A 22,404-nucleotide genomic window follows, 5' to 3' on the forward strand; every position below is an offset into this window, starting at 1 on the left:
AGTAGCAAGCAGTTAAGAAGAGAGCAATTGGGTTTTCAGCTTGGGCATTTCTGCTTTGAGTTGTTGGCGAGCAAAAGCCAAGTCATTGATCCAAGAAGCAATCGCTTCTTTTTCTAAGAACAGAGGCATTCGATCATGGACTGGTTCAACAGAATCGTTCGCGGCAGTCGTTAGAATGATTGATTCGGTTTCGATCTGATCCTCTTTTTGAAGGATACGATAAAAACCAGCGGCATAAATCACGTGATCTTGCGAAAAAAGAAACTTTTCCTTTTCATGATTCCATTCATAGAAACCAGACATCGGAAAGACACAGCGATGCTCTTGGAAAGGTTTGCGAAAAGTCGGTTTTTCTTCAACGGTCTCAGAACGCGCATTGATCATCAAATGCCCTTTTTTAAAGCCGGTAAAGCCCCATCTTGTCACACCAGCTACAACTTGTTGTTGTTGATTTGCACCGATGGTTACGACATGATTGGAAGGGAAAACATCATTGACAGCGACAGTCTGTTGGCGCTTGCGGGCTTTCGCCGCGGCTTCTTGATAATATTCTGACAATTCGCCAGTTGTTGGGTCAAATAAGTATCGGCCGCACATGGACGGGTCACTCCTTTTTTTGGATTGGCTGGTGCCTTTGTTTCAGTATAAAGACTCAAGGCGTCAAAACCAACTAACTTGCTTCACTTCTCGATTCAACAAGAAAAGGATCTTAAACATATGTAAAAAGTCAGGAGTATCGCTTGATTTGTTGGAAATCAGATAACAAAAAAAGGCAGTCACCTACTGAGGTTGACAGCCTTTTTTATTCTAGTTGGTTAGCCAATTTTTTTAACTCTCCCGCCGATTTTATTTGCGAAACGTTCAGCATCTTCTCTGCAAGTATAGGTCAATGCAATTGTTTTGTCCCGTGTTCTTTTTCCTTCGGCGGTTAGATAACCATGAAAGATTTTAATCGCATACAATAGATAAACACCTCCTTATCCTTGGTAATAATAACAAATTTACCGCTTACATTCAAGGGATATAGTAAAAGTTTATTTTTTGTTAGTTATTTTATTAAGAATTTATTCAAAGGTTTAAAAAACGATTGAAGGAGAAAGTAAGGGGGTGGAATAGACTAATGCGCATTTGGAGGAAAGACGAAGGAATGTAAACGTATAAAATTTCTGCTACTTGCTTTCCAGCATAGAAGGACAAAGAATGAAAGCTATTTTGTTTTGGCATTTCAACAAATAGACCAATCGAGGAATAACTAAGATATGTGTCAAAAGTAGAGAATAGAAGCTACTTTCGTTTTTTGCGTGTTATTGATACATTTTCCCCTCAAAAAATGATTTGTAGAAGAAACGATGACTCAAGCGCTATATAAGCACGAAGCTTGTTGTTTATTGTGTTGGCAAGTTGCTGGTTTTTGGGGAATAAAAAAGCAAAAGTTGTTCTTGAAATGTCCGTCTGACAAAGGCAGCTTTTGTGAGAAGCTTAACGGGGGCTTAACCGATCGTGTGAAAAATTTTAAGGAAGCGATTGACAAGTTTTTTTTGAAGTGCTATGATACCGATGTAATTAGATAACGGTTACAGAAGTGCTGTGACCAAGAGGCGTGTTACTGTAAGAAGGCAAACCTCATATTCCACCAAAGGTGGAGTATGAGGTTTTTTAGTGTTTTTAAGGTGGAGGAAATCATGAAAATAAAGAAGTTTTTAAATAATAATGTTGTCTTACTAAAGAAAGGCAGCAATGAAATTATCGGATTTTCTACAGGCATCAGCTTCAATAAGAAGGTAGGAGATGATGTAGAAGAACAAGATTTTGAAAAGATTTTTGTATTGGATACCCATGCAATGCTGGAACATTTTAGCTATCAATTAGGAAAATGCGATCCGAAATACGTAGCGATCGTTGCTAAAATTGTGGCTTATGCCAAACAGAATTATCGCTTAGCAGTCAGCGACTATATTTATTTGACTTTGCTGGATCATATTGATTTCACTGTTCATCGGATCAAGCAGCAAATGACTTTTCATAGTCCTTTGCAATGGGATATTCGGCGATTTTATCCCGATGAATATGCCATTGGGGTGTATGCTGTCCAGCTTATGGAGCAAGAACTAGCGATCGATGTACCAACAGAAGAAGCGATCTCCATCGCATTGCATTTTGTAAATGTCCAATCACAAAAGAAGGATATGGCGGTTACCAATCAAATCGCGAAGTTTATAGAAGACGTACTGACGATCGTAAAGTATGAGTACAAACAAAATTTTGATGAGAATAGTTTCCATTATTCTCGCTTTGTCACGCATCTGCACTATTTCGCACAAAATGTGATCAATCATACACTTCCCAGCTATGAAGCGTCGACGCTCTATGCACAAATTGAAAAGATGTATCCGCAAGCATTTCACTGTGTGGAAAAAATCAAGGTTTATATCAAAAATACGTATGATATCAATATCTCAGAAAATGAAGAAATCTATCTATCACTCCATATCCAGAAATTGACGGAACAAGGAGAAAGGGAGAAAAACAATGGACTATAAACAACTAGCCAATGAAATTTATGAAAATGTCGGCGGTGGTAAAAATATCCAGCACGTGACCCACTGTGCAACAAGACTGCGTTTCACGCTGGCCGACGACAAAAAAGCTGACAGTGAAGCAATCAAACAGCTAAAAGGAGTGACTGGACTTGTTCAGGGAAATGGTCAATACCAAGTGATTATTGGGCCGGATGTATCGAGCGTATACGCGCAACTTCCGACGATAGAAACGACGGCTGATCAAAGCAGCAGCGATCAATCGATCATCTCACGACTCCTTGACTTTATCGCAGGCTGTTTTACACCGATGATTGCAATCATTGCAGCTGGAGGAATGCTGCAAGTGGTCCTTTCACTGTTGGAGTTATCAGGCATTTTAGCAGCAACTGATGATACGTATCTTGTATTGTATCAAGTATCACAAGCAGCCTTCTTTTTCATTCCCGTTTATTTAGGAAATTCTGTTGCCAAACGATTAAAAATTGATCCTTTCTTAGGAAGCTACGTCGGAGCGATTTTTGTGATGCCTGGATTGACGGCACTTCTTAGCCAAGAAGGAGGAATCTCATTATTTGGGTTACTCGTACCGAATGTGAGCTACAATGCCTCCGTTTTACCAGTCTTATTAAGTGTCTGGGTTATGTCTTATGTTTATCGGTTTGCCGATCGGATTTTACCGAACAGTGTCAAATTTATTCTACGTCCTTTGATTGCTATCATCGTGATCACACCGCTGGCTCTATTACTAATCGGACCATTAGGTGTGACGATCGGTAACTATGTGTCACAGTTTTTGAACTACTTAACAAACAATTTTGGTCCGTTAGCGGTCTTGTTTATGGGTGCCTTTGCTCAATTGCTTGTAATGACGGGCATGCACACGACGCTGACTCCTATTTTATTAACTTCTCTGGCGACCTACGGGTATGATGATTTGATCGTCCCTGGTATGCTGCTTGGATTGGCTGCCGAAGCAGCGATTTGTTTAGCGGCTGGAATCAAAGCTAAGGATACGGAATTTAAACAAGTGAGTTTTTCATCAGCAATTACTGCCTTGATGGGTGTATCTGAACCTGCTTTGTACGGAGTAACACTACGTCTGAAAAAACCGATTGTCGGAATGATCCTTGGGGGTGCTGCTGGGGGACTTTATTTTGGTTTGATGAAAATCAATACGCCAGTAGTCATTGCTTCATTTGTGGCGCTTCCATCATACAGCAGTGTGTTTCATGCGCTGATCGGCTCGTTGATTACTTTTGCGATTGCCTTTGCCTACACCTGGCTCATGGTCAAAGATGCAGATTTTCCTAACAATAATCAGCCACAAGCAGTCAAATCTGGAGCGCAAGATGCGACACCCGAAGCAACTGATGTTTCTTCTGAAACGAAGAAAGAACAACCAGCGATTGAAAAAAATGTATTATCACCTTTAAAAGGGACTGCTGTTCCATTGACAGAAACCAATGATCAGGCGTTTGCTTCATTGGCATTAGGTAAAGGAATTGCAGTTAAGCCACACGATCAACAGGTGATAGCACCATTTACGGGACAGGTTTCTGCCGTTTTTCCAGGGAATCATGCGATTGGACTTACCAGTACCGAGGGGATTGAACTACTGATCCATATCGGTATCGATACGGTGAATATGCAAGGGAGTGCCTTTGAACGACTAGTCAATGAAGGTGATCTAATCACAGTGGGAGAAACGTTATTGCATTTTGATTCAGAAAAAATCGCTCAGGCAGGGTATGAAGATACCGTTATGATCACTGTTACTAATACGGCAGACTTCTTAGATGTTGTGGTACTTGCCCAACATCAAGAAATTCAAGCTGGCGATCAGTTATTAGCCATTTTTTAACCATTAGAAAGAAGAAAGGATGACAGCAATGAGTTTCCCAAAACATTTTTTATGGGGCGGCGCTTCGGCGGCAAACCAATATGAAGGCGGCTATAATGAGGGCGGAAAAGGGCTCGCTTGTGCTGACTTGATCAGTGGTGGCAGCCATACGACTTCTCGGAAAATCACAGCAAAAATTGAAGAAGAGTTGTTGTATCCAAGCCACGAAGCAACTAATTTTTATCATCATTATCAAGAAGATATTGCGTTGTTTGCAGAAGCTGGATTTAAAGCTTTCCGTATGTCTATCAACTGGACCCGGATTTTTCCCAAGGGCAATGACGCTGAACCGAATGAAGAAGGCCTGGCCTTTTATGATCGTGTGTTTGACGAGTGTCGGAAGTACGGGATTGAACCAATTGTAACCATTGCTCATTTTGATGTTCCCGCATATTTGAGCCAAGAATACAATGGTTGGGCGAGTCGTGAAGTGATCGACTTTTATGCGAGATATGCGGCGGTGCTGTTTGAACGCTATCACGAAAAAGTAAACTATTGGATCACTTTTAATGAAATCAACACGGCCACTTTAAGTATCGGAAACTTTTTATCACTGGGACTTCAAGTTGGTGAATCTGAGTTTATCAATCAGCCGGATAATCTACAGCAACGCTACCAAGCCCTGCATCATCAATTTGTTGCCAGTGCAAAGGTTGTCGCTTACGGACATGAACACTATCCAGATCTGAAAATCGGCTGTATGATTTCTTATATGCCACGCTATCCTTATACCAGCCATCCAAATGATGTATTACTAGCCAAACAAGAAGAAAATATGCATTCGAAATTTTGTGGCGATGTGCAGGTCACAGGGAAATATCCTTATTATGCAAAGAAATATTTTGCTGATCATGGCTTTGCAATCGAGTTTGCACCAGAAGATCAAGCGATCCTAGCTAAGGGAACAGTGGATTACTACACGTTTAGTTACTATCTAACACTTTGTGTCTCTGCAGATGAGAAAGTTACCAAAAATGGACACAGCATGATTGGCGGCTCTGGCGTAAATAATCCTTATCTAGAGCAGACGGAATGGAATGCGATGATTGATCCAGTAGGATTGAGAATTGCGTTGAATGATATTTATGATCGCTACCAACTGCCATTGATGATCGTGGAAAATGGGATCGGGGTTTCAGAAACTCTTGCTGAAGATGGACAGATTCATGATGATTATCGCATCGATTATTTAGAAAAGCATATTGCTGAAATGGAGAAAGCCATCGATGATGGTGTCGAGTTGATTGGTTACACGATTTGGAGTGCCGTTGATATTGTCAGTGCTTCTACAGGAGAAATGAAAAAAAGGTATGGCATCATTTTTGTGGATAAATATGACGACGGGACAGGGACTTTAGATAGAAAGAAAAAAGACAGTTTCTATTGGTATCAAAAAGTGATTGAACGAAACGGCTTATGATTAAATACTCCAGTACTTGCGGTGAACAAGTGCTGGAGTTTTTTTGCGCATCAATTTCAGCGTGTACAAAACAAAAACCACGCGTAGCTCACGCGTGGTCCCTATCGGTGGTTCATGTCAATTACGCCGATAAACAAATTGCCCATCAAATACGGTCGCTTCAACGGTCGTTTGAAGCAATTCTTCGGCAGTCAAAGGCAAGATGTTTTGGGACAAAATACAAAGATCGGCTAAACAGCCAACTTCTAATCGACCGATATCTTGCCGACTCAAGGCTTTGGCGGCACCTGCGGTGTGGGCATAGAGGGCATCGGCGATGGAGATTTTTTCTTGTGGCATCAATCCGCCTGCTGGCTGGCCGTTTTTCTCTTGCCGAGCAACCGCATAATACAGCGAGTCTAAAGGGGTCACGTCGATCACGACTGGCGTATCAGTCCCAAAAGCCAAGGTTGCGCCTTGCTCTAGAAAGGACTGAAAAGGAAACATTTGACTGGCACGCTGAGGTCCTACTTCTTCATCGAGGGTCTCATAGCCGACTAATAAATGGCTAGGCTGTACGGAGAGTACCAGTTGTTCTTGGCGAACTAGTGACAGATCAGCGGCATCCATCACTTCCAAGTGTTCCAAGGTATTGGCTTTGCCCTTAGAAAGCGGGTGAGCAGCACTTTCTTGATAAAAGAGGAGTGCTTGTCGAATCGCTTCATCACCGATGGTATGGATGCGCATCGGCCAGTCTTGCTGGTTGGCTTGTAAAATAAAGCGGCGCATCCGTTGGACATCGATCAACGGCATCCCGACATCACCAGCAAAATACGGTGTTTCATATTCCGCTTTTAAAAAAGCCGTGTGCGTACTCGTCACGCCGTCAAAAAATTGTTTGACGCCGCCCATCTGTACTTTTTCGGAGCGATAAGTACGGTAAGTTTCTTTTAGTTGCGTGATGTCTTCTCGCATGGCTGGATAAAAGACAGCGCGCAAGGTCGCTTCTGCTTCCGTTTGTCGATAAAGAGTGGGATAGACCAGATCGTCCCAGCTTTCTCCTGTCAAGGCAACATCGCCGATCGTCGTGATGCCGTATTGATTGAGCTGTTTCATATAGGTCAGAAAAGCAGCAGGGCTTTGTGCTTGGAATGACTGCAAGACCTTTGCTAAATAATGAATGGCGATCGCTTCTAAAAAGCAGCCGCTTAGTTGTCCGCTGTTTTCGTCAAGCAATGCCTCCCCGCTGATCCCCGTTGGCAAGTTCTCAGGTGTGATCCCTAAAGCAGCGATCCCTTGGCTATTCAACCAAATGCTGTGGGCATCACCGGAAATCAGCATGACAGGCGTATCGGCACAATAGTTGTCGATCGTATCTTTCGTCGGGTAGACTTGCTGGCCGAAATCACTGCTGAACCAGCCGATGCCGATTTTCCATCCATGGGTGATGGGCAAGGCGGGCACTTGCTGGGCAACGGCTTCTTCTGTCACTCCCGTAAGATGGGTCAGTGCCCCTTGATGGAGTAATGCGGAAAGATAAAAATGAACATGAGCATCAATAAAGCCTGGGATGATCATTTGTTCTTTGAGATCAATGACCTGGGTGTCTTCAGCAAGTGTTGGCAGCGCTGAAAGAGGACCCACAGCCGTGATTTTCTGGTCTTCAATCAGGAGAAAGCCCGCAAAAGTCGTTTTTGTTTTGGTATCAAAGATGTGTTCAGATTTTAGTAATAGTGACAATTATAATCCCAACTTCCATTCAAGGAAAAGATCGTTGTAAAGCTCAACCGCTTCTTTTCCTAAGTATTCATAATGTTCCATTTGTTCCATCGCACTTGGCTCAGGGTAGAAAGCCTTGTCAGCAGTCAGTTCTGCTGGCAGCATAGCTTTGGCCGTTTCACTCGGCGTGGCGTAGCCCACGTATTCGGCATTTTGTGCGGCATTTTCTGGTCGCAGCATAAAATTGATGAAGGCGTAGGCTCCCTCAAGATTGCCAACGGTTTTCGGGATCGCAAAATTGTCTGTCCAAATCGCACCGCCGTCATTGGGAATGATATAGGTGACGGCAGGATTTTCCGCCATCACATAAGCGGCATCGCCCGAATACCCGATTCCTAAAGGGGCATCGTTGTTGATCATCAAGGTTTTGATCTCGTCGGTCAAAACTGCTTTGACGTTGGGACGGATACTTTCCAGCTTCTTCAAGGCTTTGGCGACCTTGGTCGGGTCTTTTTCATTTTGGGAAAGACCGAGCGTCTGTAACGCGATTCCTAAGGTTTCGCGAGCACCATCCACCATCAATAAATCATTTTTAAATGCAGGGTCCCATAAATCACTCCAGCCATGGATCGAAGAAACATCAACTTCTTCAGTATTTGCCATGATTCCGATCGTGCCCCAAAAATAGGGGATTGAGTAGGTATTGTCAGGATCAAAGGCTTGATCCATCAAAAAAGGCGACAGATCTTCCGTTCCCGTCAATTTCTGATGGTCTAAAGGCACTAACAATCCTTCTTCGATCATTTTCGGAATGATCGATTCGCTAGGGAAAACCAAATCATAGCGCGAGCCGCCTTGTTTGATTTTCGTTTCCATCGCTTCGTTGGAGTCAAATGTATTATAAATCACTGAGTAACCAGTCTCAGTTTCGAATGTTTTGATCAATTCGGGGTCAATATATTCGCCCCAATTGTAAATAATCACTGTATTTTTGTCGGACGACGTTGCTGCCCCCGATTCTTTCGTTAACACCGAAGCACCTAAAAACAGCAACGCGGTGATGCCGATCACACCGCCAAAAAACACCCACAACCTTTTCAATTCATCAATTCCTTCTTTCTCTACAATTTCGTATTTCTTGAGTAGCGTAATTGATTTTTAAAGAAAAGGCAATAAAAAAGTGAAGAAAAAATAAACCCGTTTCTTTCAAGGCTTTGAAGGAGGAACGGCCAGGTGGCTGGGGCAGTTTCCAAACATATCATTTGTCAAATTCCTTCCTTTTGCCTAAGCTAGGGAAGTGAGAAATCAAGGGATGGAAAAACAGGAACCTCTCTTTGATGAAGAATGAATGTAAGGAGTGAAGCATCAATGGAAACACGTGCTGTCGTTATTGAAGCCTATGGTGGAAAAGACCAATTAAAAGAAGCAACGGTCCAATTACCAGAATTAAAAGCAAATCAATTATTAGTCAAAGTTGCCGCAACGTCCATCAACCCGATCGATTGGAAATTAAGAGAAGGCTATTTAAAACAAATGTTTCCGTGGGACTTCCCAATTATTTTAGGCTGGGATGTCGCAGGGGATATCGTAGAAATAGGTGCTGACGTGACAGAGTTCAAAGTTGGTGATGCGATCTATGCCCGCCCTGAAACGACTCGTTTTGGGACGTATGCTGATTACGCCATCGTGGATGCTGAGTTAGCAGTGATCAAACCAGAAAACCAAAACTACGCAGAAGCAGCTGCAGTGCCATTAGCTGGTTTGACTGCTTACCAAGCGTTGTTTGAACACGGTCGTTTAAAAGAAGGGGAAAAAGTCTTGATCCATGCCGGAGCAGGCGGAGTTGGTACCTATGCGATCCAACTAGCAAAAGCAGCTGGCGCTTACGTCATCACGACGGCTAGTCCTCGTAACCATGAGTTATTACAAAAACTTGGTGCCGATGAGATCATCGATTACCACACGACAGATTTTGAAGAAGTCTTGCAAGACATCGATTTGGTCTTTGATATGATGGGGGGCGACACCCAGAAGAAAAGTTTCACTGTCTTGAAACCAAAGGGCCGTCTGATCTCGATTTTGAGTATTGAAGACGAAGACTTGGCAAAAGAAAAAGACATCTTCGCCAAAGCAGTTTGGTTACGAACCAACGGCAAACAATTGGCAGAATTGACAGAGCTGATCGAAGCAGAAAAAGTCAACAGTGTCATCGGTGCAACCTTCCCATTGACGGCACAAGGGATTTACGATGCCCACGCATTGAGTGAGACACACCATGCAGTCGGCAAGATCGTTATTGAAAACCAAGACAATTTCATCAGCCAAGACGCAGAATAAAGGAGGCTGAACCGATGCGCTTATGGCATGAAGCACTGATACCTGCTTTGCCTCGGCAGCAGCTGTTAGGCCAGCATCGTGAAGCAGCAGCCTTGCGGGGGCTAGGCTGGGGTAAAAAGCACGCAACCGTCGATTACGTTTTTACCCATCCGCCCTATAAATTGTTTCAATACCATCAGTTAGTACTGGATGAAATGACCTGTCGAGGCTATCGGCCAGCACCTGAATGGTACGATCCAGCGTATCGTGGCAAAAATCTGCCGCTGGAACCCTCCGTTCAAGCTGTTCCTTTGACTACGCCGATCTTTCCAGAACATGATGAAGCATACTTGGAAGAATGCTTAGTGAATCTCCATAGTAAAGGAATCTATCTTTAAAGACCAAACACTTTCCTGAATTTTTGTTCGGGAAAGTGTTTTTTTGCTTTAAAATCGACAACTTACAAAAAGTAAGCATATTGTTCGCAACTTTTTTTGTTCCTTGTTATAGTGAGAACAGAGAATCAGTAATGAGAAATGAGGAAAAGAAAATGACCATCAATCACAGAAATCTTGAATTTGGGTTAGATACGTTTGGCGATCTAGCCTTTGATGATACAACGAAAGAACGGATCAGTTACAGCGAATCGTTGCGCAATATCGTGGCAGAAGGAAAATTAGCCGATGAAGTCGGCATCGATGTCATTGCCTTAGGGGAGCACCATCGGGAAGAATATTCGATCTCAAGTCCTGATACGGTACTAGCGGCTTTAGCGATGGTTACCAAAACCATCAAATTAGGTACCGGTGTAACTGTCTTGAGTTCGGATGATCCCGTGCGGGTCTACGAACGGTTTGCGACCGTTGACGCGTTATCGAACGGTCGTGCACAAATCATGCTGGGACGAGGATCTTTTACTGAATCATTCCCTCTATTCGGCTATGACTTGCAAGATTATGAAGAACTATTTGAAGAAAAAACAGCGATGTTTAGTGAACTGAGAAAAGGCAAACCATTAACTTGGGAAGGCAAGTTCACGCAATCCTTAAAAAATGCCGACGTTTTTCCAAAAATTGAGGGACACCAATTAGATACCTATGTAGGTGTCGGTGGAACCCCTGAATCGATCATTCGTGCCGTCCGTTATGGGTTTCCCGTTATGTTAGCGATCATCGGTGGCGAACCTGCTCGTTTTGCGCCCTATGTTGATCTGTATAAAAAGGCAGCGCGGCAACTGGGACAACCGATTTTGCCAATCGGCATGCACTCCCATGGTGTGATCGCCGACACCGACGAAGAAGCCTATGAAATCGGCTGGAACTACATTAAAAAGAGCATGGACAAAATCGGTCTTGATCGCGGCTGGCCAGCCATGAGCAAAGAGCGCTTTGACTTTGAAGTCGAACATGGTTCTTACTATGTAGGCAGTCCAGAAACCGTGGCGCAAAAAATTGCCCGTATGATGCCGCAAGTCGGTGTAGAACGCTTTGATCTGGTTTACGGTACTGGCGGACAGCTGCAAAAAGACCGTTTCAAAACGATTGAATTGTATGGAACCAAAGTGATTCCACGGGTGAAAGAATTGTTGGCAGCAGGTGATGGCAATGCCTAAAACCATCGGTATTTTAGGCGCAGGAAAGTTAGGCTTAGCGCTCGCAAATCTTGGTGCCCAGGCGGGCTATCGGGTCTTGATCGCTAGTACGAAGCCAGCAGAAAAAATCGCCTTGTCCGTTTCTGTGTTGGCTCCGGGAGCGATCGCAAAAAATGCCGCTGAAGTGATGACAGAAGCCCAAACGATCATTTTGGCAATCCCATTGAGTAAGTACCAACAGCTGCCAGCAGAAGCTTTGGCTGGCAAGCTAGTGATCGATGCCATGAATTATTGGTGGGAAGTCGATGGCAAAGAAACAGAATACTCATCCATCGAGCAGACTTCTTCGGAACGTGTGCAACGCTATTTTTCCCAAAGTAAAGTAGTCAAAGGATTCAATCATATGGGGTACCACGATATCCAAGAGGAATCCTTGCTGACGAGAACAGCTGCTCAAGGAACTGCCAAAAAAGCCATCGCCATTGCTGGCGATGACCAAACCGCCCTCGATCAGACAGCAGAAATCATTGCTGCCTTCGGCTTTGATCCCTTTCCTATCGGTGCTTTAGCTAATGGCATCATGTTAGAACCCGGCAGTCCTTTCTTTGGTGCCAATCAAACCAAAGAGGGATTGACGGCATTGATGAAGGCGTTTTGGAGCAGTGAGAAAGGGCAAGCGTTTCTGGCGCGTCCTTCTGCTGTGAGTAACAAGCAGCAGGTTCCTCAGTAAAAGAGCCGCATCAATGTACGACTAGATACGACAAAAACAACCCTCTTCTCAAAAAAGAAGAGGGTTTTTCCCATCCAGTCAAATCAGCACGTGGTCGCTAAAAAATACAATGTGATTGTTACGATTGTGATTCGTAAGCAGTGGTTGTTACGTTTACGTCTCTGCCAGACGATCCATAGTGTACATATCAGCCTGTACCTGCTTTGTGCTCGCCTTTGACACCCACCCATGTTTGTTAAAGATCGACTAGCCAGTTGGTTTGTTGGATCTTTCCATCTAATTCTCGCAGCTGTTTGGCGGTCGCATTCAATTGCTCCGTTAGCGTTTTTGTATCGATCGTGCGCACCAGTCGAATTTCGTTGCGACCCATTCGGGGAGCTGCTTTGGTTTCATCCAGTGCTTGCGTAAGCAGTGCATGCTTGCGGCGCAGCTGTTCTCGCTGTTCTAGTGCTTCCATCAGCAATAACGCACTATCTGCTAAAGAGGCAGTCGCATTTTTCCGATTGATGGCTACGACTAATTCTGAATACTGTTGATTGATCTCATCGTATTCCTTGAACAATTCTGTGATACTGCGATCCAAGGTATCGCCTTCTTGGACTAACACACTGCTAGAGATTTCGTTGCGCAATTGAAACAGACGATTGTTCAAATCTCGTCTTAAAAGTAACGCTTCTGCTAATTTCATTTTGGCACACTCCTTTTTACAAATGAGAAGGCTTATCTAGTTCTTATCCTAGAGAAGAACGTGACGAAAGGCAAGTAAGACGCAAAACAAGCTCTGATAGAAAAATCATAAAAAACTGAATATTCGCAATTCTTGTTGACTTCCAAAAACACCAATAGTATACTTTAAAACAATCATGAAATAGACAAAAAAACGTCATTTACCTGTTTTTTAGATAAAAAGAAAGACGATGAAGAGAAGAGTAGCTTTGGAATCTGTTAGAAGAGAACCCGGATGGTGAGAAAGGGCAGCAGAAAAAAAGTGAAGATGAGCTCTGAGTGATCTGATTTGTTCACGCAAATCAGACGGAAAGCAGCCGTTACCGTGCCAAGTATCTTAGCGTACTGTTGAGGTGCCATTTGTGAGAGTGGTGCGAAAAAGGGTGGTAACACGAAAATCTCGTCCCTTTGTTTGTCAAAGTTGATAAGCAAAGGGATGAGGTTTTTTCTTTTTATCGTTGAATGCGTTTTTTGCTGTCATGAAAAACACTTGCGTTGGTTGCGCAATCACATAGGAGGAAGAATGAAAATGATCTGGAAGAAGCGTTTATTGGTTGCAGCAGGAGTGATTGGGTTGACCCTTTCTGGCTGCACGACAACAGGAAATACCGAGGGATCAGAGGCTGAAACTAACGGAGCGCAGAATCAAGCGATCGCGGTGAGTCTACCAGCTGAGCTGACGACTCTCGATACGACTCAAACGACGGATAAAGCAACGTTTACCATCGTACAACATTTATTCGAAGGGCTTTATCGTTTCGATGAAAACAGTGAACCAGTTCCAGGCTTGGCAGAAGGAGTCGAAATCAGTGAAGATGGCAAAACCTATACCTTTACTTTGCGAGACGATGCGAAATGGAGCAATGGCGAAGCGATCACTTCGGCTGACTTTGCTTATGCGTGGAAAAAGTTAGTTGATCCAGCAACGATGGGACCAAATGCCTATTTGTTGGATAATGTAGTCAATAGTAAAGACATTCGTGAAGGCAATGCAGACGTAGAAATGATTGGTCTGGAAACCCCAGATGACGCGACCTTTATCGTGCAGTTGGAGCAGCCGCAGCCTTCGTTTTTATCCTTGATTTCCATCGGCTGGTTGGCACCGCAAAATCAAGCCTTTGTTGAAGAAAAAGGCGAGACCTATGCCCGGACAAGTGAAGATTTGTTGTATTCTGGTCCCTTTACTTTAACCGATTGGCAACAGACTGGAGATGAGTGGACGCTAGTGAAAAACGACCAATACTACGATGCTGATGTCGTTCAATTGGAGGAGATCAAAGGCTCCACCATCAAAGAAGAAAATACGGGGATCCAATTGTTTGAAAGCGGCGACCTTGATTTGCAAAAAATCAGCGGGATCTACGTCCAACAATACGGGGACAATGAAGAACTAGTTACGCAAAACGATGTGGCAAACTTTTTCTTAGACTTCAATAAAACCGCCAACGATGCCTTAGCAAATGTTCATGTGCGTAAAGCAATCGCGTTGGCGATCGACAAAGAAAGTCTCGTGGATAATGTGTTGAACGATGGAGCGAAAGTTTTAAATGGATTGATCCCTACTGGATTAGCTGCGAATCCAAATACTGGCGAAGATTTTCGAGCATATAGCGGTGATTATAATCTGTATGATTTAGAGGCTGCCAAGGAAGAGTGGGAAAAAGCCCAAGCGGAAATTGGTGAAAGTACGACGCTGCGTTTATTAGTGACAGATGATGACAATGGTCAAAAAATCGGGGAGTACTTGCAAAGCCAACTGCAAGAAAACTTGCCAGGCTTGTCGATCTCCATCAACAAACAGCCACGTGCCAGCTTGAATCAATCAAGAGCAAATAGTGATTATGAGCTTTCCGTTTCTGGCTGGATCGCTGGAAGCAGTGACATGGATATGTTCTTTATCTTATACAAAAACGGCGCTTCCTTTAACTACGGCGGCTATGTCAATGAAGAATATACGGCGTTGACGGAAGATGCGCGCACCGTTCATGCCAATGACCCCGATCAATATTTTGAAGATTACAAAGCGGCAGAAGAAATTTTGTTGGAGCAAGATGCTGCGCAAGTCCCTCTTTACCAAAGTGCTTCAAATTATCTGATCAAATCAAATGTTAAAGACATCCAATTCCCAGCTTATGGCGCGCATTTCTTTTTCCGCACCGCCTATGTTAGTGAATAAGGGGAAAAATAGTTGAATGAAACGCGCATGTTTATTCGATGAACATGCGCGTTTTGCAACAAAAAAAGCAGTTCAGAAAGCTGAACTGCTAAATGCGGAAGATGGGAGTTGAACCCACACGAGATAAACTCACACGCGCCTGAAGCGTGCGCGTCTGCCATTCCGCCACTTCCGCATAAGATAAAGATAATCCTTTCTAGGAAGAAATGCAAGTCCAATCTCACAAAAAGGAGCCCGCCAGCGGGGACTGGCGGGATAGGAGTAAAAATGAAAAAGTGTTAGGGTTGTTTGTTGGTATGCATTTATAATAGCGGGAAAATGTGAAAAAAAGTTGACGAATCAAACAGAATTCTGAGAAGAAATCGTCAAGAAAAAGTGAAACCATTTAAAACAGTCAGAAGACAAAAAGGAGCCCGCCAGCGGGGACTGGCGGGAAGGAGTAAAAATGAAAAAGTGTTAGGGTTGTTTGTTGGTATGCATTTATAATAGCGGGAAAATGTGAAAAAAAATTGACGAATCAAACAGAATTCTGAGAAGAAATCGCCAAGAAAAAGTGAAACCAGATAAAACAGTCAGAAGACAAAAAGGAGCCCGCCAGTGGGGACTGGCGGGAAGGAGTAAAAATGAAAAAGTGTTAGGGTTGTTTGTTGGTATACAAGTATCATACCGAGAAAATATGAAGAATTTTCGCGTGAAATTTAGAAATTGCGTGAATCTTTTGACAAATTATGGCTTCTGTTTGAATTTTTTCTTAAAAGAGAATTGACAAAAGGCACAAGCTTTGATAATTTTAATGAAACAAAATGCAAACGCGATGAAAAAGAAAGTAGAATCACGGGCGTTGTCTAGCAGAGAGTTCCAGCAGGTGAGAAGGAACGACAACAAATGATTTGAAAATGACTTTGGAGCGGATTTTCTGACTAATTAGGAAAATACGGTTGCCCCGTTAACAAGCGACAGTCTCCGAGTGTTTTCGGGTACTGAATGAGGTGAGGCCTGTGAAGGTTTTACAGATTAAGGTGGTACCGCAGGTGATGCCCTTAGCTTTGGCTAAGGGCTTTTTTTGTGTCTGTAGGGTCAGCTGTTTCATGCGAAGGTTTTGTTGAAAAGGAGAAAGGTTGTTGGGAGGAGAGAAAATGCACAAATTAGTGGTTCAAACCGATTTTGGTTTGCAAGATGGAGCGGTCAATGCGATGTACGGGGTAGCCTATCAAGTGGCACCGGAGCTGGTCATTGCGGATTTGACTCATGAGATCGAGCCATACAACATTCATGACGCCAGCTATCGCCTGCTGCAAAGCGTCACCTATTGGCCAGCAGGAACAGTCTTTGTTTCAGTGGTCGATCCTGGCGTAGGCTCTGATCGACGAAGTGTGGTTGCCAAGCTGGCGACCGGGCAGTTGGTTTTGACACCAGATAACGGCACCCTGACCTATTTAGCGACTTATATCGGAATCGCTGAACTTCGGGTGATCAATGAGGCAACTGAGCGTTTGGCAGGATCAGCCGAAAGCCATACGTTTCATGGTCGGGATGTTTATATGTATAACGCCGCTCGGCTCGCCAGCGGTGCCATCAGCTTTGAAGAGCTAGGAACACCTGAACCTAAAGAAGCGATCCAAGTTTTTGCCATTGAAAAGCCAAGCCAAACAGCTGAAACGATCACAGGGACGATCGATATTCTCGATATCCGCTTTGGTTCGTTGTGGACGAATATTCCCCACACGTTCTTTAAGCAATGGCAGGTCCAATACAATGAGTCGCTGCTCGTCAGTATCTACTACCAAGATACCCTGCGTTATCAAGAAGAAGTGCGTTTCGGACGCTCCTTTGCGCAAGTGGCAGAACAAGAACCCGTCTTATATGTCAATTCCTTGCTGAATATCGGTTTAGGGCTCAACTTGGCTTCATTTGCTGAAACCTATAAAATCGGGACTGGCACAAATTGGAAAATTACCCTCAAAAAAAGGAGAAATGAAAAATGAATCAATCAAAATTTACAGTAAAACACATTGTTGCAATCGGTATCGGTGCTGCGGTCTTTTTCGTCTTAAAACGTTTCGTCACGATCCCGACGGGGTTCCCAAATACAGATATCGCCACAGCCTATCCTTTCTTGGCGCTGTTAGGCGTTGTCTACGGTCCGATCGTGGCTGGTTTAGCAGGCTTTATCGGTCATGCTCTAGGAGATTTAACGACTTATGGTCCATGGTGGTCTTGGATCGCCGCCTCTGGGATCTTAGGGGTGTTCTTTGGACTTTTGACTCGTTGGATTCCAATCCAGCAAGGAACCTTTGGCGCTAAAGAAATTCGTACCTTCTTGATCGGTGAATCGATCGCAAATTTGGTCGTCTGGGTGATCATTGCCCCGATCGGGGATATTTTGATCTATGGCGAACCAGCGAACAAAGTCTTTACGCAAGGAGTCATTGCGGGATTGACCAATGCAGTCGTAACTGGGATAATCGGAGTGATCCTGCTAAAAGCCTATGCCCAAACCAAAACCAAAAAAGGCAGCTTGAGCAAGGAATCCTAACCAAAGAAATGTGTGAAGGCTAAAAATGAAACAAAAAATCATTCAATTTACGAATTTTTCTTTCCAATATGATGCACAAGCGGAACCGACCTTGAAAAACATCGATCTAACGATCTATGAAGGAGAAAAAGTCCTGATCGTCGGTGCCAGCGGTTCTGGCAAAAGTACATTAGGAAAATGTTTGAACGGTTTGATCCCGCAAAACGACAAAGGCAGTAGTACTGGAGCGTTGACGATCGGTACCAATACCTTTGGGCAAGCTTCCATCTACGAGCTGTCTTTGACCGTCGGCACGGTGCTGCAAGACACCGATAGCCAATTTGTAGGCTTGACCGTAGCAGAAGATATCGTGTTTTCATTGGAAAACGATCAGCGCAGTCAAGCAGTGATGCAAGAGGCGCTGCGTTTTTGGGCAGAAAAGACTGACTTAATGGATCATTTGGCGAAAAAACCGCAAGAATTATCGGGTGGCCAAAAGCAGCGTGTTTCAATGGCAGGTGTTTTGATCGATGAAACACCGATTCTACTGTTTGATGAGCCGCTAGCCAACTTGGATCCGCAAACAGGTGTGGAAGCCATCAAAATGATCGACCAGCTGTATCAAGAGAAGCGTTTTACCACCATCATCATTGAACACCGCTTAGAAGAAGTGCTAGCCGCCGCTGTCGATCGCATCATCGTGATGGAAGAAGGCCGCATCCTTGCCGACAGTACACCGAATGAACTATTAAAAACGGATATGCTACAGCAAGTCGGCATCCGTGAACCACTGTATTTAGCCGCTTTAAAAAAAGCGGGGGTTCCCGTGACCGACGCTGCTGATTTGGTCGCGGTAGAAGCATTTGCATCACCTGAGATTGCCGAAAAACTGACTCAGTTTCAAGAAAAATTTCCGAAACCGGCGCTTCCTAGCCACCAGCCACCGTTGTTGCAAGCAAAAAATCTATCGTTTTCCTACCAAGTGGGCAAACCCATTTTGCAGGCACTGGATTTTACCATCCATCAAGGAGAAATGATTAGTTTGGTCGGGCATAATGGCGCAGGAAAATCGACCTTGTCCCATTTGATTACCGGCTTTTTGACTCCGACTTCTGGCAAATTACTTTGGCAAGGAGCAGACATGGGCAATGATTCCATCAAAGAACGAGCGCAAAAAATCGGGTATGTTTTGCAAAATAGCAATCAAATGCTGTCAAAAAACTTCCTGTTTGACGAAGTTGCCTTAGGCTTGCGCAACCGCAACGTTCCAGAGGCTGAAATCACAGAAAAAGTTCACCAGACCTTGAAAATTTGTGGTCTTTATCCGTTTCGCTCATGGCCATTGTCGGCACTAAGTCATGGGCAAAAACGCCGAGCCGCCATTGCAGCGATCCTCGTCTTAGATCCTGAACTCATTTTATTGGATGAGCCGACAGCGGGACAAGACTATCGCCATTACACCGAAATGATGCAATTTTTACAGGAGTTGAACCAGCGGGGATTAACGATCGTTATGATCACCCACGATATGCACCTGATGTTGGAGTATACACAGCGGACGATCGTTTTGACGCAAGGAACGATTTTGCTGGACGCACCACCGGAAATTGTTTTAGCAGACAAACAAGTGGTGAGTGCCGCGAACCTCAAAGAAACCAGCTTGTATACACTGGCGACTCTTAACCAGCTGACAGATCCCGCCGCTTTTACTGCCGCCTTCATTGCCAGCGAGAAGGAGGGACACGATGGAGAGTAATCTAATCGGCTATCTTGACCGCAAAACGTGGATTCACCAATTAAGCGGTGCCGCAAAACTGATTTGTTTTTTGCTGCTATCCGTCATCGGGATGATCTCTTATGATACGCGTTTTCTCATTGGACTGGCATTGTTTTCGGTCTTTCTATTTGCCAGTGCTGGAATTCGCTACCGAGATATCGCTTTTGTATTGAAATTTATCATCTTTTTTTCGCTTTTGAATTTGGTGGCGGTCTATCTTTTCGCACCAGAATATGGGGTGGAGATCTACGGTACGCGCCACGTGATTTTTGAAGGGATCGGTCGGTATACATTGACCCAAGAGCAAGTGTTTTATGAGCTGAATCTGTTGATCAAATATTTTGTCACGATTCCCCCAGGGTTGATTTTCCTGTTTACCACTAATCCGAGTGAGTTGGCGTCTAGTATCAACCGCATCGGGATTTCCTACAAGATCGCCTATGCAGTCGCACTGGCTTTGCGTTACATCCCTGATATTCAAGATGATTTCCGGACCATTGCCAAAGCGCAGCAAGCACGGGGCGTGGAGCTTTCTAAAAAAGCACCTTTGCGCAAGCGAGTGGCAGGCAATGTCGCGATCGCGATTCCTTTGATTTTTTCCAGCTTGGAACGGATCGACCATATTTCTGCTGCTATGGAGCTAAGAAGGTTTGGTAAGCACAAGCAGCGTACCTGGCTGAAATCTAAGCCGATCCAAGGCAAAGATCTCTTGGCGATTGCTGTCGTTTGCTTGATCGTGGCCCTTGGATTGTTCTTGATGGTCCTTAATGGCGGACGCTTCTACAATCCGTTTCGTTAACAAATCAACACATGAAAATTTAAAAAAACGGGCTCTTTGTCAATAATGAAAGTGGTACGGATGAATCAGAATTGATTCATCCGTACCAGAAATGATCGAGCCAAAAAACGCAGGATAGTCAGTCAATTGACTTTAGCGAGTGCTACAATTGCTAAAGTCAGAGGCTGCTAGGTCTGCGTTTTTTTGCCGCTAAAAAAAGGAGCCCGCCAGCGGGGACTGGCGGGATAGGAGTAAAAATGAAAAAGTGTTAGGGTTGATTGTTGGTATGTATTGATAATAGCGGGAAAATGTGAAAAAAATAGGAAGAGAAAGCAATAGAAGTGTGTCAATCTGTTGATGATTTTCGTAAAACATTCCAGCGGAAGCCTTTTAGATCTTTGATTGACGGAAACATGAAATAAGGCTACACTGATGGCATCAAAGCAGTACAAGGAGGGGACAGGATGGATGCCATTACGATCAACGGACTAAGTAAACAATACAACAAGAAGTACGCCATCGAGAACGTATCATTGCAAGTGGCAGAAGGAGAGATTTTTGGCTTTATCGGACCAAATGGTGCGGGAAAATCAACGACCATCAAAGTATTGTTGAATTTTATCAAACCAGATGCAGGACAGGCGGCGATTTTTGGACGAGATTGCCAACAAGCAGTCAAAGAGATCAAAACGTTTACTGGGTATGTTTCCAGTGATGTACGGTTTTATTCAAAAATGACGACAGCAGAACTACTGGCATTTACGGCGGATTTTCATCAAGTCAAGCAGCCAAAAAAAGAGATTCAGGAGTTGATGGAGCTTTTTCAAATTGATCCAAACAAATCGATCGCAGAACTTTCTTTAGGGAACAAGAAAAAAGTCGGGCTTGCGAGCGCCTTGATTGCACAACCGAGAATGTTGATTTTAGATGAGCCGACCAATGGATTAGATCCCTTGATCCAAAAACGGCTGTTTGAAGAGCTTCTCAGAAGAAACAAACAGGGGATGACGATTTTTCTATCCAGTCATGATCTGCATGAAATTCAGACCTATGCCCATCGTACCGCCTTTATTCGTGAAGGACAGATCATCACCGTGAAAGAATTGAGTGAGGAAGAAAATTTCGGCAAAGTTGTAACGCTCACGAATGGGGGGAGCCTCTCATTAGCCGGCTTGGAAAACGTACAAGTTCTTGCTCAGGACTCACACACCGTGCGTTTTTTCTATCAAGGGGACATGAATCAGCTGGCACATTTTCTAACCAATCCTGCCATTAAAGAGTTCACGATCGAACACCCAACCCTTGAACAGCAATTTATGCTGCTCTATGAAGGAGGTTCTCAAAAATGACTTTAATGAAAATCGACCTTAAAAATACCTTCAAAGGCTGGCTAGTCTGGGCGATCCTTTTTGCAGCAATCATTTTTGCATTTACGGCTATCTATCCTCAAATGATCACGCCAGAAATGAAAACGTCCTTAGACCAGATGTTGGGCTCTTTCAGCCCAGAATTACTAGGCATCTTTAACATTCAACTGACAGGACCCTCAAGTTTGGTTTCTCCAACAGGTTTTTTCGGGTACTACTTTCAATACTTATTTATTGCTGCGTGTATTTATGGGATGCTTTTAGGCTTGAACAGTCTGATCACTGAAGAATCAGAAGGAACGATCGAGTATTTATACGCTCAGCCTATTAGCCGCAGAGAAATCGTTGGGTGGAAGTTCCTCGCTCGATTGTTGTTGCTGACTGGCTTTTGGCTGATTGCTTACGGCAGTAGTCTGGCCTCATTTGCTTTGTTCAAACTACCTGAAGATGACCTGTCCGCTTTTATAGAAGAAATCAGCAAAATCTTCGTTGCCGAGTACGGTGTCTTAGTCTTCTTCCTCTGTCTAGGTTTCTTTTTATCCACGATCTTGCGTTCCAGCAAACAAACCGCCAGCGTCGGCTTAGGCTGCGTGTTCGGTCTGTATTTGCTCGGTATCGTGGGGGAACTCTACGATAAATTGGAATGGCTGGCAGGACTTTCACCCGTCCGCATGGCATTACCCGTCCAACTAATGGATAACGGCGCCACATCAGTCCTATGGGTACTGCTGCTCGGTATCATCTGTTTCTTTGGCACCTTTTCCCGTTATGAGCGCAAAGACTTGCAGGTCTGAGTATATCAATCAAAAGACAAAAAAAGAGCCTGTCAGCGGGGACTGACAGGCAAAGGAGTAAAAATGAAAAAGTGTT

At 44.0% G+C, this 22,404-nt stretch carries 19 protein-coding genes, 1 tRNA gene and 1 other annotated feature; of the genes, 14 read left to right on the forward strand and 6 right to left on the reverse strand.

What is annotated here, in order from left to right:
- Window positions 1-12: 12 nt before the first annotated feature.
- On the reverse strand, window positions 13-597 hold the full coding sequence (locus A5878_RS04810) for an SOS response-associated peptidase (protein WP_005225388.1): 585 nt from the start codon (window positions 595-597) through the stop codon (window positions 13-15).
- A gap of 218 nt (window positions 598-815) precedes the next feature.
- On the reverse strand, window positions 816-962 hold the full coding sequence (locus A5878_RS17475) for a hypothetical protein (RefSeq protein ID WP_005234527.1): 147 nt from the start codon (window positions 960-962) through the stop codon (window positions 816-818).
- 720 nt (window positions 963-1,682) lie between these two features.
- Here A5878_RS17475 and A5878_RS04825 point away from each other — a divergent pair.
- Genes A5878_RS04825 through A5878_RS04835 form a run of 3 tightly spaced genes read left to right on the forward strand, consistent with a single transcriptional unit; the run spans window position 1,683 to window position 5,860 of the window.
- Window positions 1,683-2,540: a PRD domain-containing protein gene (locus A5878_RS04825; protein ID WP_074534926.1), complete on the forward strand. Its 858-nt coding sequence runs from the start codon at window positions 1,683-1,685 to the stop codon at window positions 2,538-2,540.
- Window positions 2,530-4,401 carry a beta-glucoside-specific PTS transporter subunit IIABC gene (locus tag A5878_RS04830; RefSeq protein WP_086294788.1) on the forward strand — a complete coding sequence of 624 codons (1,872 nt, stop codon included), beginning with the start codon at window positions 2,530-2,532 and terminating at the stop codon, window positions 4,399-4,401. Before A5878_RS04825 ends, A5878_RS04830 begins: the two co-directional genes overlap by 11 nt.
- Before the next feature lie 28 nt (window positions 4,402-4,429).
- Window positions 4,430-5,860, forward strand: coding sequence for a glycoside hydrolase family 1 protein (locus A5878_RS04835; RefSeq protein ID WP_086294789.1), 1,431 nt, complete (start codon window positions 4,430-4,432; stop codon window positions 5,858-5,860).
- 117 nt (window positions 5,861-5,977) lie between these two features.
- On the opposite strand, the gene A5878_RS04840 is transcribed toward A5878_RS04835, so the two are convergent.
- The gene (locus tag A5878_RS04840; protein ID WP_086294790.1) at window positions 5,978-7,579 is read right to left on the reverse strand and encodes an amidohydrolase; all 1,602 of its coding nucleotides are present in this window, start codon (window positions 7,577-7,579) and stop codon (window positions 5,978-5,980) included.
- The gene (locus A5878_RS04845) at window positions 7,580-8,659 is read right to left on the reverse strand and encodes a PotD/PotF family extracellular solute-binding protein (protein WP_086294791.1); all 1,080 of its coding nucleotides are present in this window, start codon (window positions 8,657-8,659) and stop codon (window positions 7,580-7,582) included. It lies immediately after the preceding gene.
- A gap of 267 nt (window positions 8,660-8,926) precedes the next feature.
- On the opposite strand from A5878_RS04845, the gene A5878_RS04850 reads away from it, so the two are divergent.
- The 4 genes from A5878_RS04850 to A5878_RS04865 all read left to right on the forward strand — a co-directional run bounded on the left by A5878_RS04850 (window position 8,927) and on the right by A5878_RS04865 (window position 12,195).
- Window positions 8,927-9,895: an NADP-dependent oxidoreductase gene (locus tag A5878_RS04850; protein ID WP_086294792.1), complete on the forward strand. Its 969-nt coding sequence runs from the start codon at window positions 8,927-8,929 to the stop codon at window positions 9,893-9,895.
- A gap of 14 nt (window positions 9,896-9,909) precedes the next feature.
- Window positions 9,910-10,272, forward strand: a complete 363-nt coding sequence (locus tag A5878_RS04855) for a TIGR02328 family protein (RefSeq protein ID WP_086294793.1) — start codon at window positions 9,910-9,912, stop codon at window positions 10,270-10,272.
- Between the two features lie 152 nt (window positions 10,273-10,424).
- Window positions 10,425-11,486: an LLM class flavin-dependent oxidoreductase gene (locus A5878_RS04860; protein ID WP_086294794.1), complete on the forward strand. Its 1,062-nt coding sequence runs from the start codon at window positions 10,425-10,427 to the stop codon at window positions 11,484-11,486.
- A complete protein-coding gene (locus A5878_RS04865; RefSeq protein WP_086294795.1) occupies window positions 11,479-12,195 on the forward strand; it encodes an NADPH-dependent F420 reductase in 717 nt (238 codons plus the stop codon). Before A5878_RS04860 ends, A5878_RS04865 begins: the two co-directional genes overlap by 8 nt.
- 235 nt (window positions 12,196-12,430) lie before the next feature.
- On the opposite strand, the gene A5878_RS04870 is transcribed toward A5878_RS04865, so the two are convergent.
- The gene (locus A5878_RS04870) at window positions 12,431-12,883 is read right to left on the reverse strand and encodes a DIP1984 family protein (protein ID WP_005225396.1); all 453 of its coding nucleotides are present in this window, start codon (window positions 12,881-12,883) and stop codon (window positions 12,431-12,433) included.
- Window positions 12,884-13,444: 561 nt separating this feature from the next.
- Here A5878_RS04870 and A5878_RS04875 point away from each other — a divergent pair.
- Window positions 13,445-15,097, forward strand: a complete 1,653-nt coding sequence (locus A5878_RS04875) for a peptide ABC transporter substrate-binding protein (RefSeq protein WP_086294796.1) — start codon at window positions 13,445-13,447, stop codon at window positions 15,095-15,097.
- Window positions 15,098-15,190: 93 nt separating this feature from the next.
- On the opposite strand, the gene A5878_RS04880 is transcribed toward A5878_RS04875, so the two are convergent.
- A tRNA-Leu gene (locus A5878_RS04880) sits at window positions 15,191-15,272 on the reverse strand.
- A 630-nt stretch (window positions 15,273-15,902) separates the two neighbouring features.
- Window positions 15,903-16,142: a binding site (T-box leader), on the forward strand.
- 91 nt (window positions 16,143-16,233) lie between these two features.
- Between A5878_RS04880 and A5878_RS04885 the strand changes: the two genes are divergently transcribed.
- The 6 genes from A5878_RS04885 (at window position 16,234) to A5878_RS04910 (ending at window position 22,328) form a co-directional block, all read left to right on the forward strand.
- Window positions 16,234-17,082: an S-adenosyl-l-methionine hydroxide adenosyltransferase family protein gene (locus A5878_RS04885; RefSeq protein ID WP_005225399.1), complete on the forward strand. Its 849-nt coding sequence runs from the start codon at window positions 16,234-16,236 to the stop codon at window positions 17,080-17,082.
- Window positions 17,079-17,633, forward strand: coding sequence for an ECF-type riboflavin transporter substrate-binding protein (locus A5878_RS04890; protein ID WP_086294797.1), 555 nt, complete (start codon window positions 17,079-17,081; stop codon window positions 17,631-17,633). Before A5878_RS04885 ends, A5878_RS04890 begins: the two co-directional genes overlap by 4 nt.
- Window positions 17,634-17,658: 25 nt before the next feature.
- Entirely contained in the window at window positions 17,659-19,368 is a 1,710-nt protein-coding gene (locus tag A5878_RS04895) for an ABC transporter ATP-binding protein (RefSeq protein WP_086294798.1), read from the forward strand.
- Window positions 19,358-20,188, forward strand: coding sequence for an energy-coupling factor transporter transmembrane protein EcfT (locus tag A5878_RS04900; RefSeq protein WP_086294799.1), 831 nt, complete (start codon window positions 19,358-19,360; stop codon window positions 20,186-20,188). Before A5878_RS04895 ends, A5878_RS04900 begins: the two co-directional genes overlap by 11 nt.
- A 443-nt stretch (window positions 20,189-20,631) precedes the next feature.
- A complete protein-coding gene (locus tag A5878_RS04905) occupies window positions 20,632-21,516 on the forward strand; it encodes an ABC transporter ATP-binding protein (protein ID WP_086294800.1) in 885 nt (294 codons plus the stop codon).
- Window positions 21,513-22,328, forward strand: coding sequence for an ABC transporter permease subunit (locus A5878_RS04910; RefSeq protein ID WP_086294801.1), 816 nt, complete (start codon window positions 21,513-21,515; stop codon window positions 22,326-22,328). The genes A5878_RS04905 and A5878_RS04910 overlap by 4 nt, the downstream gene beginning before the upstream one ends.
- The last annotated feature ends 76 nt before the right edge of the window (window positions 22,329-22,404 follow it).

This window comes from Enterococcus sp. 3G6_DIV0642 (assembly GCF_002140635.1).
Classification (GTDB): Bacteria; Bacillota; Bacilli; order Lactobacillales; family Enterococcaceae; genus Enterococcus_D; species Enterococcus_D casseliflavus.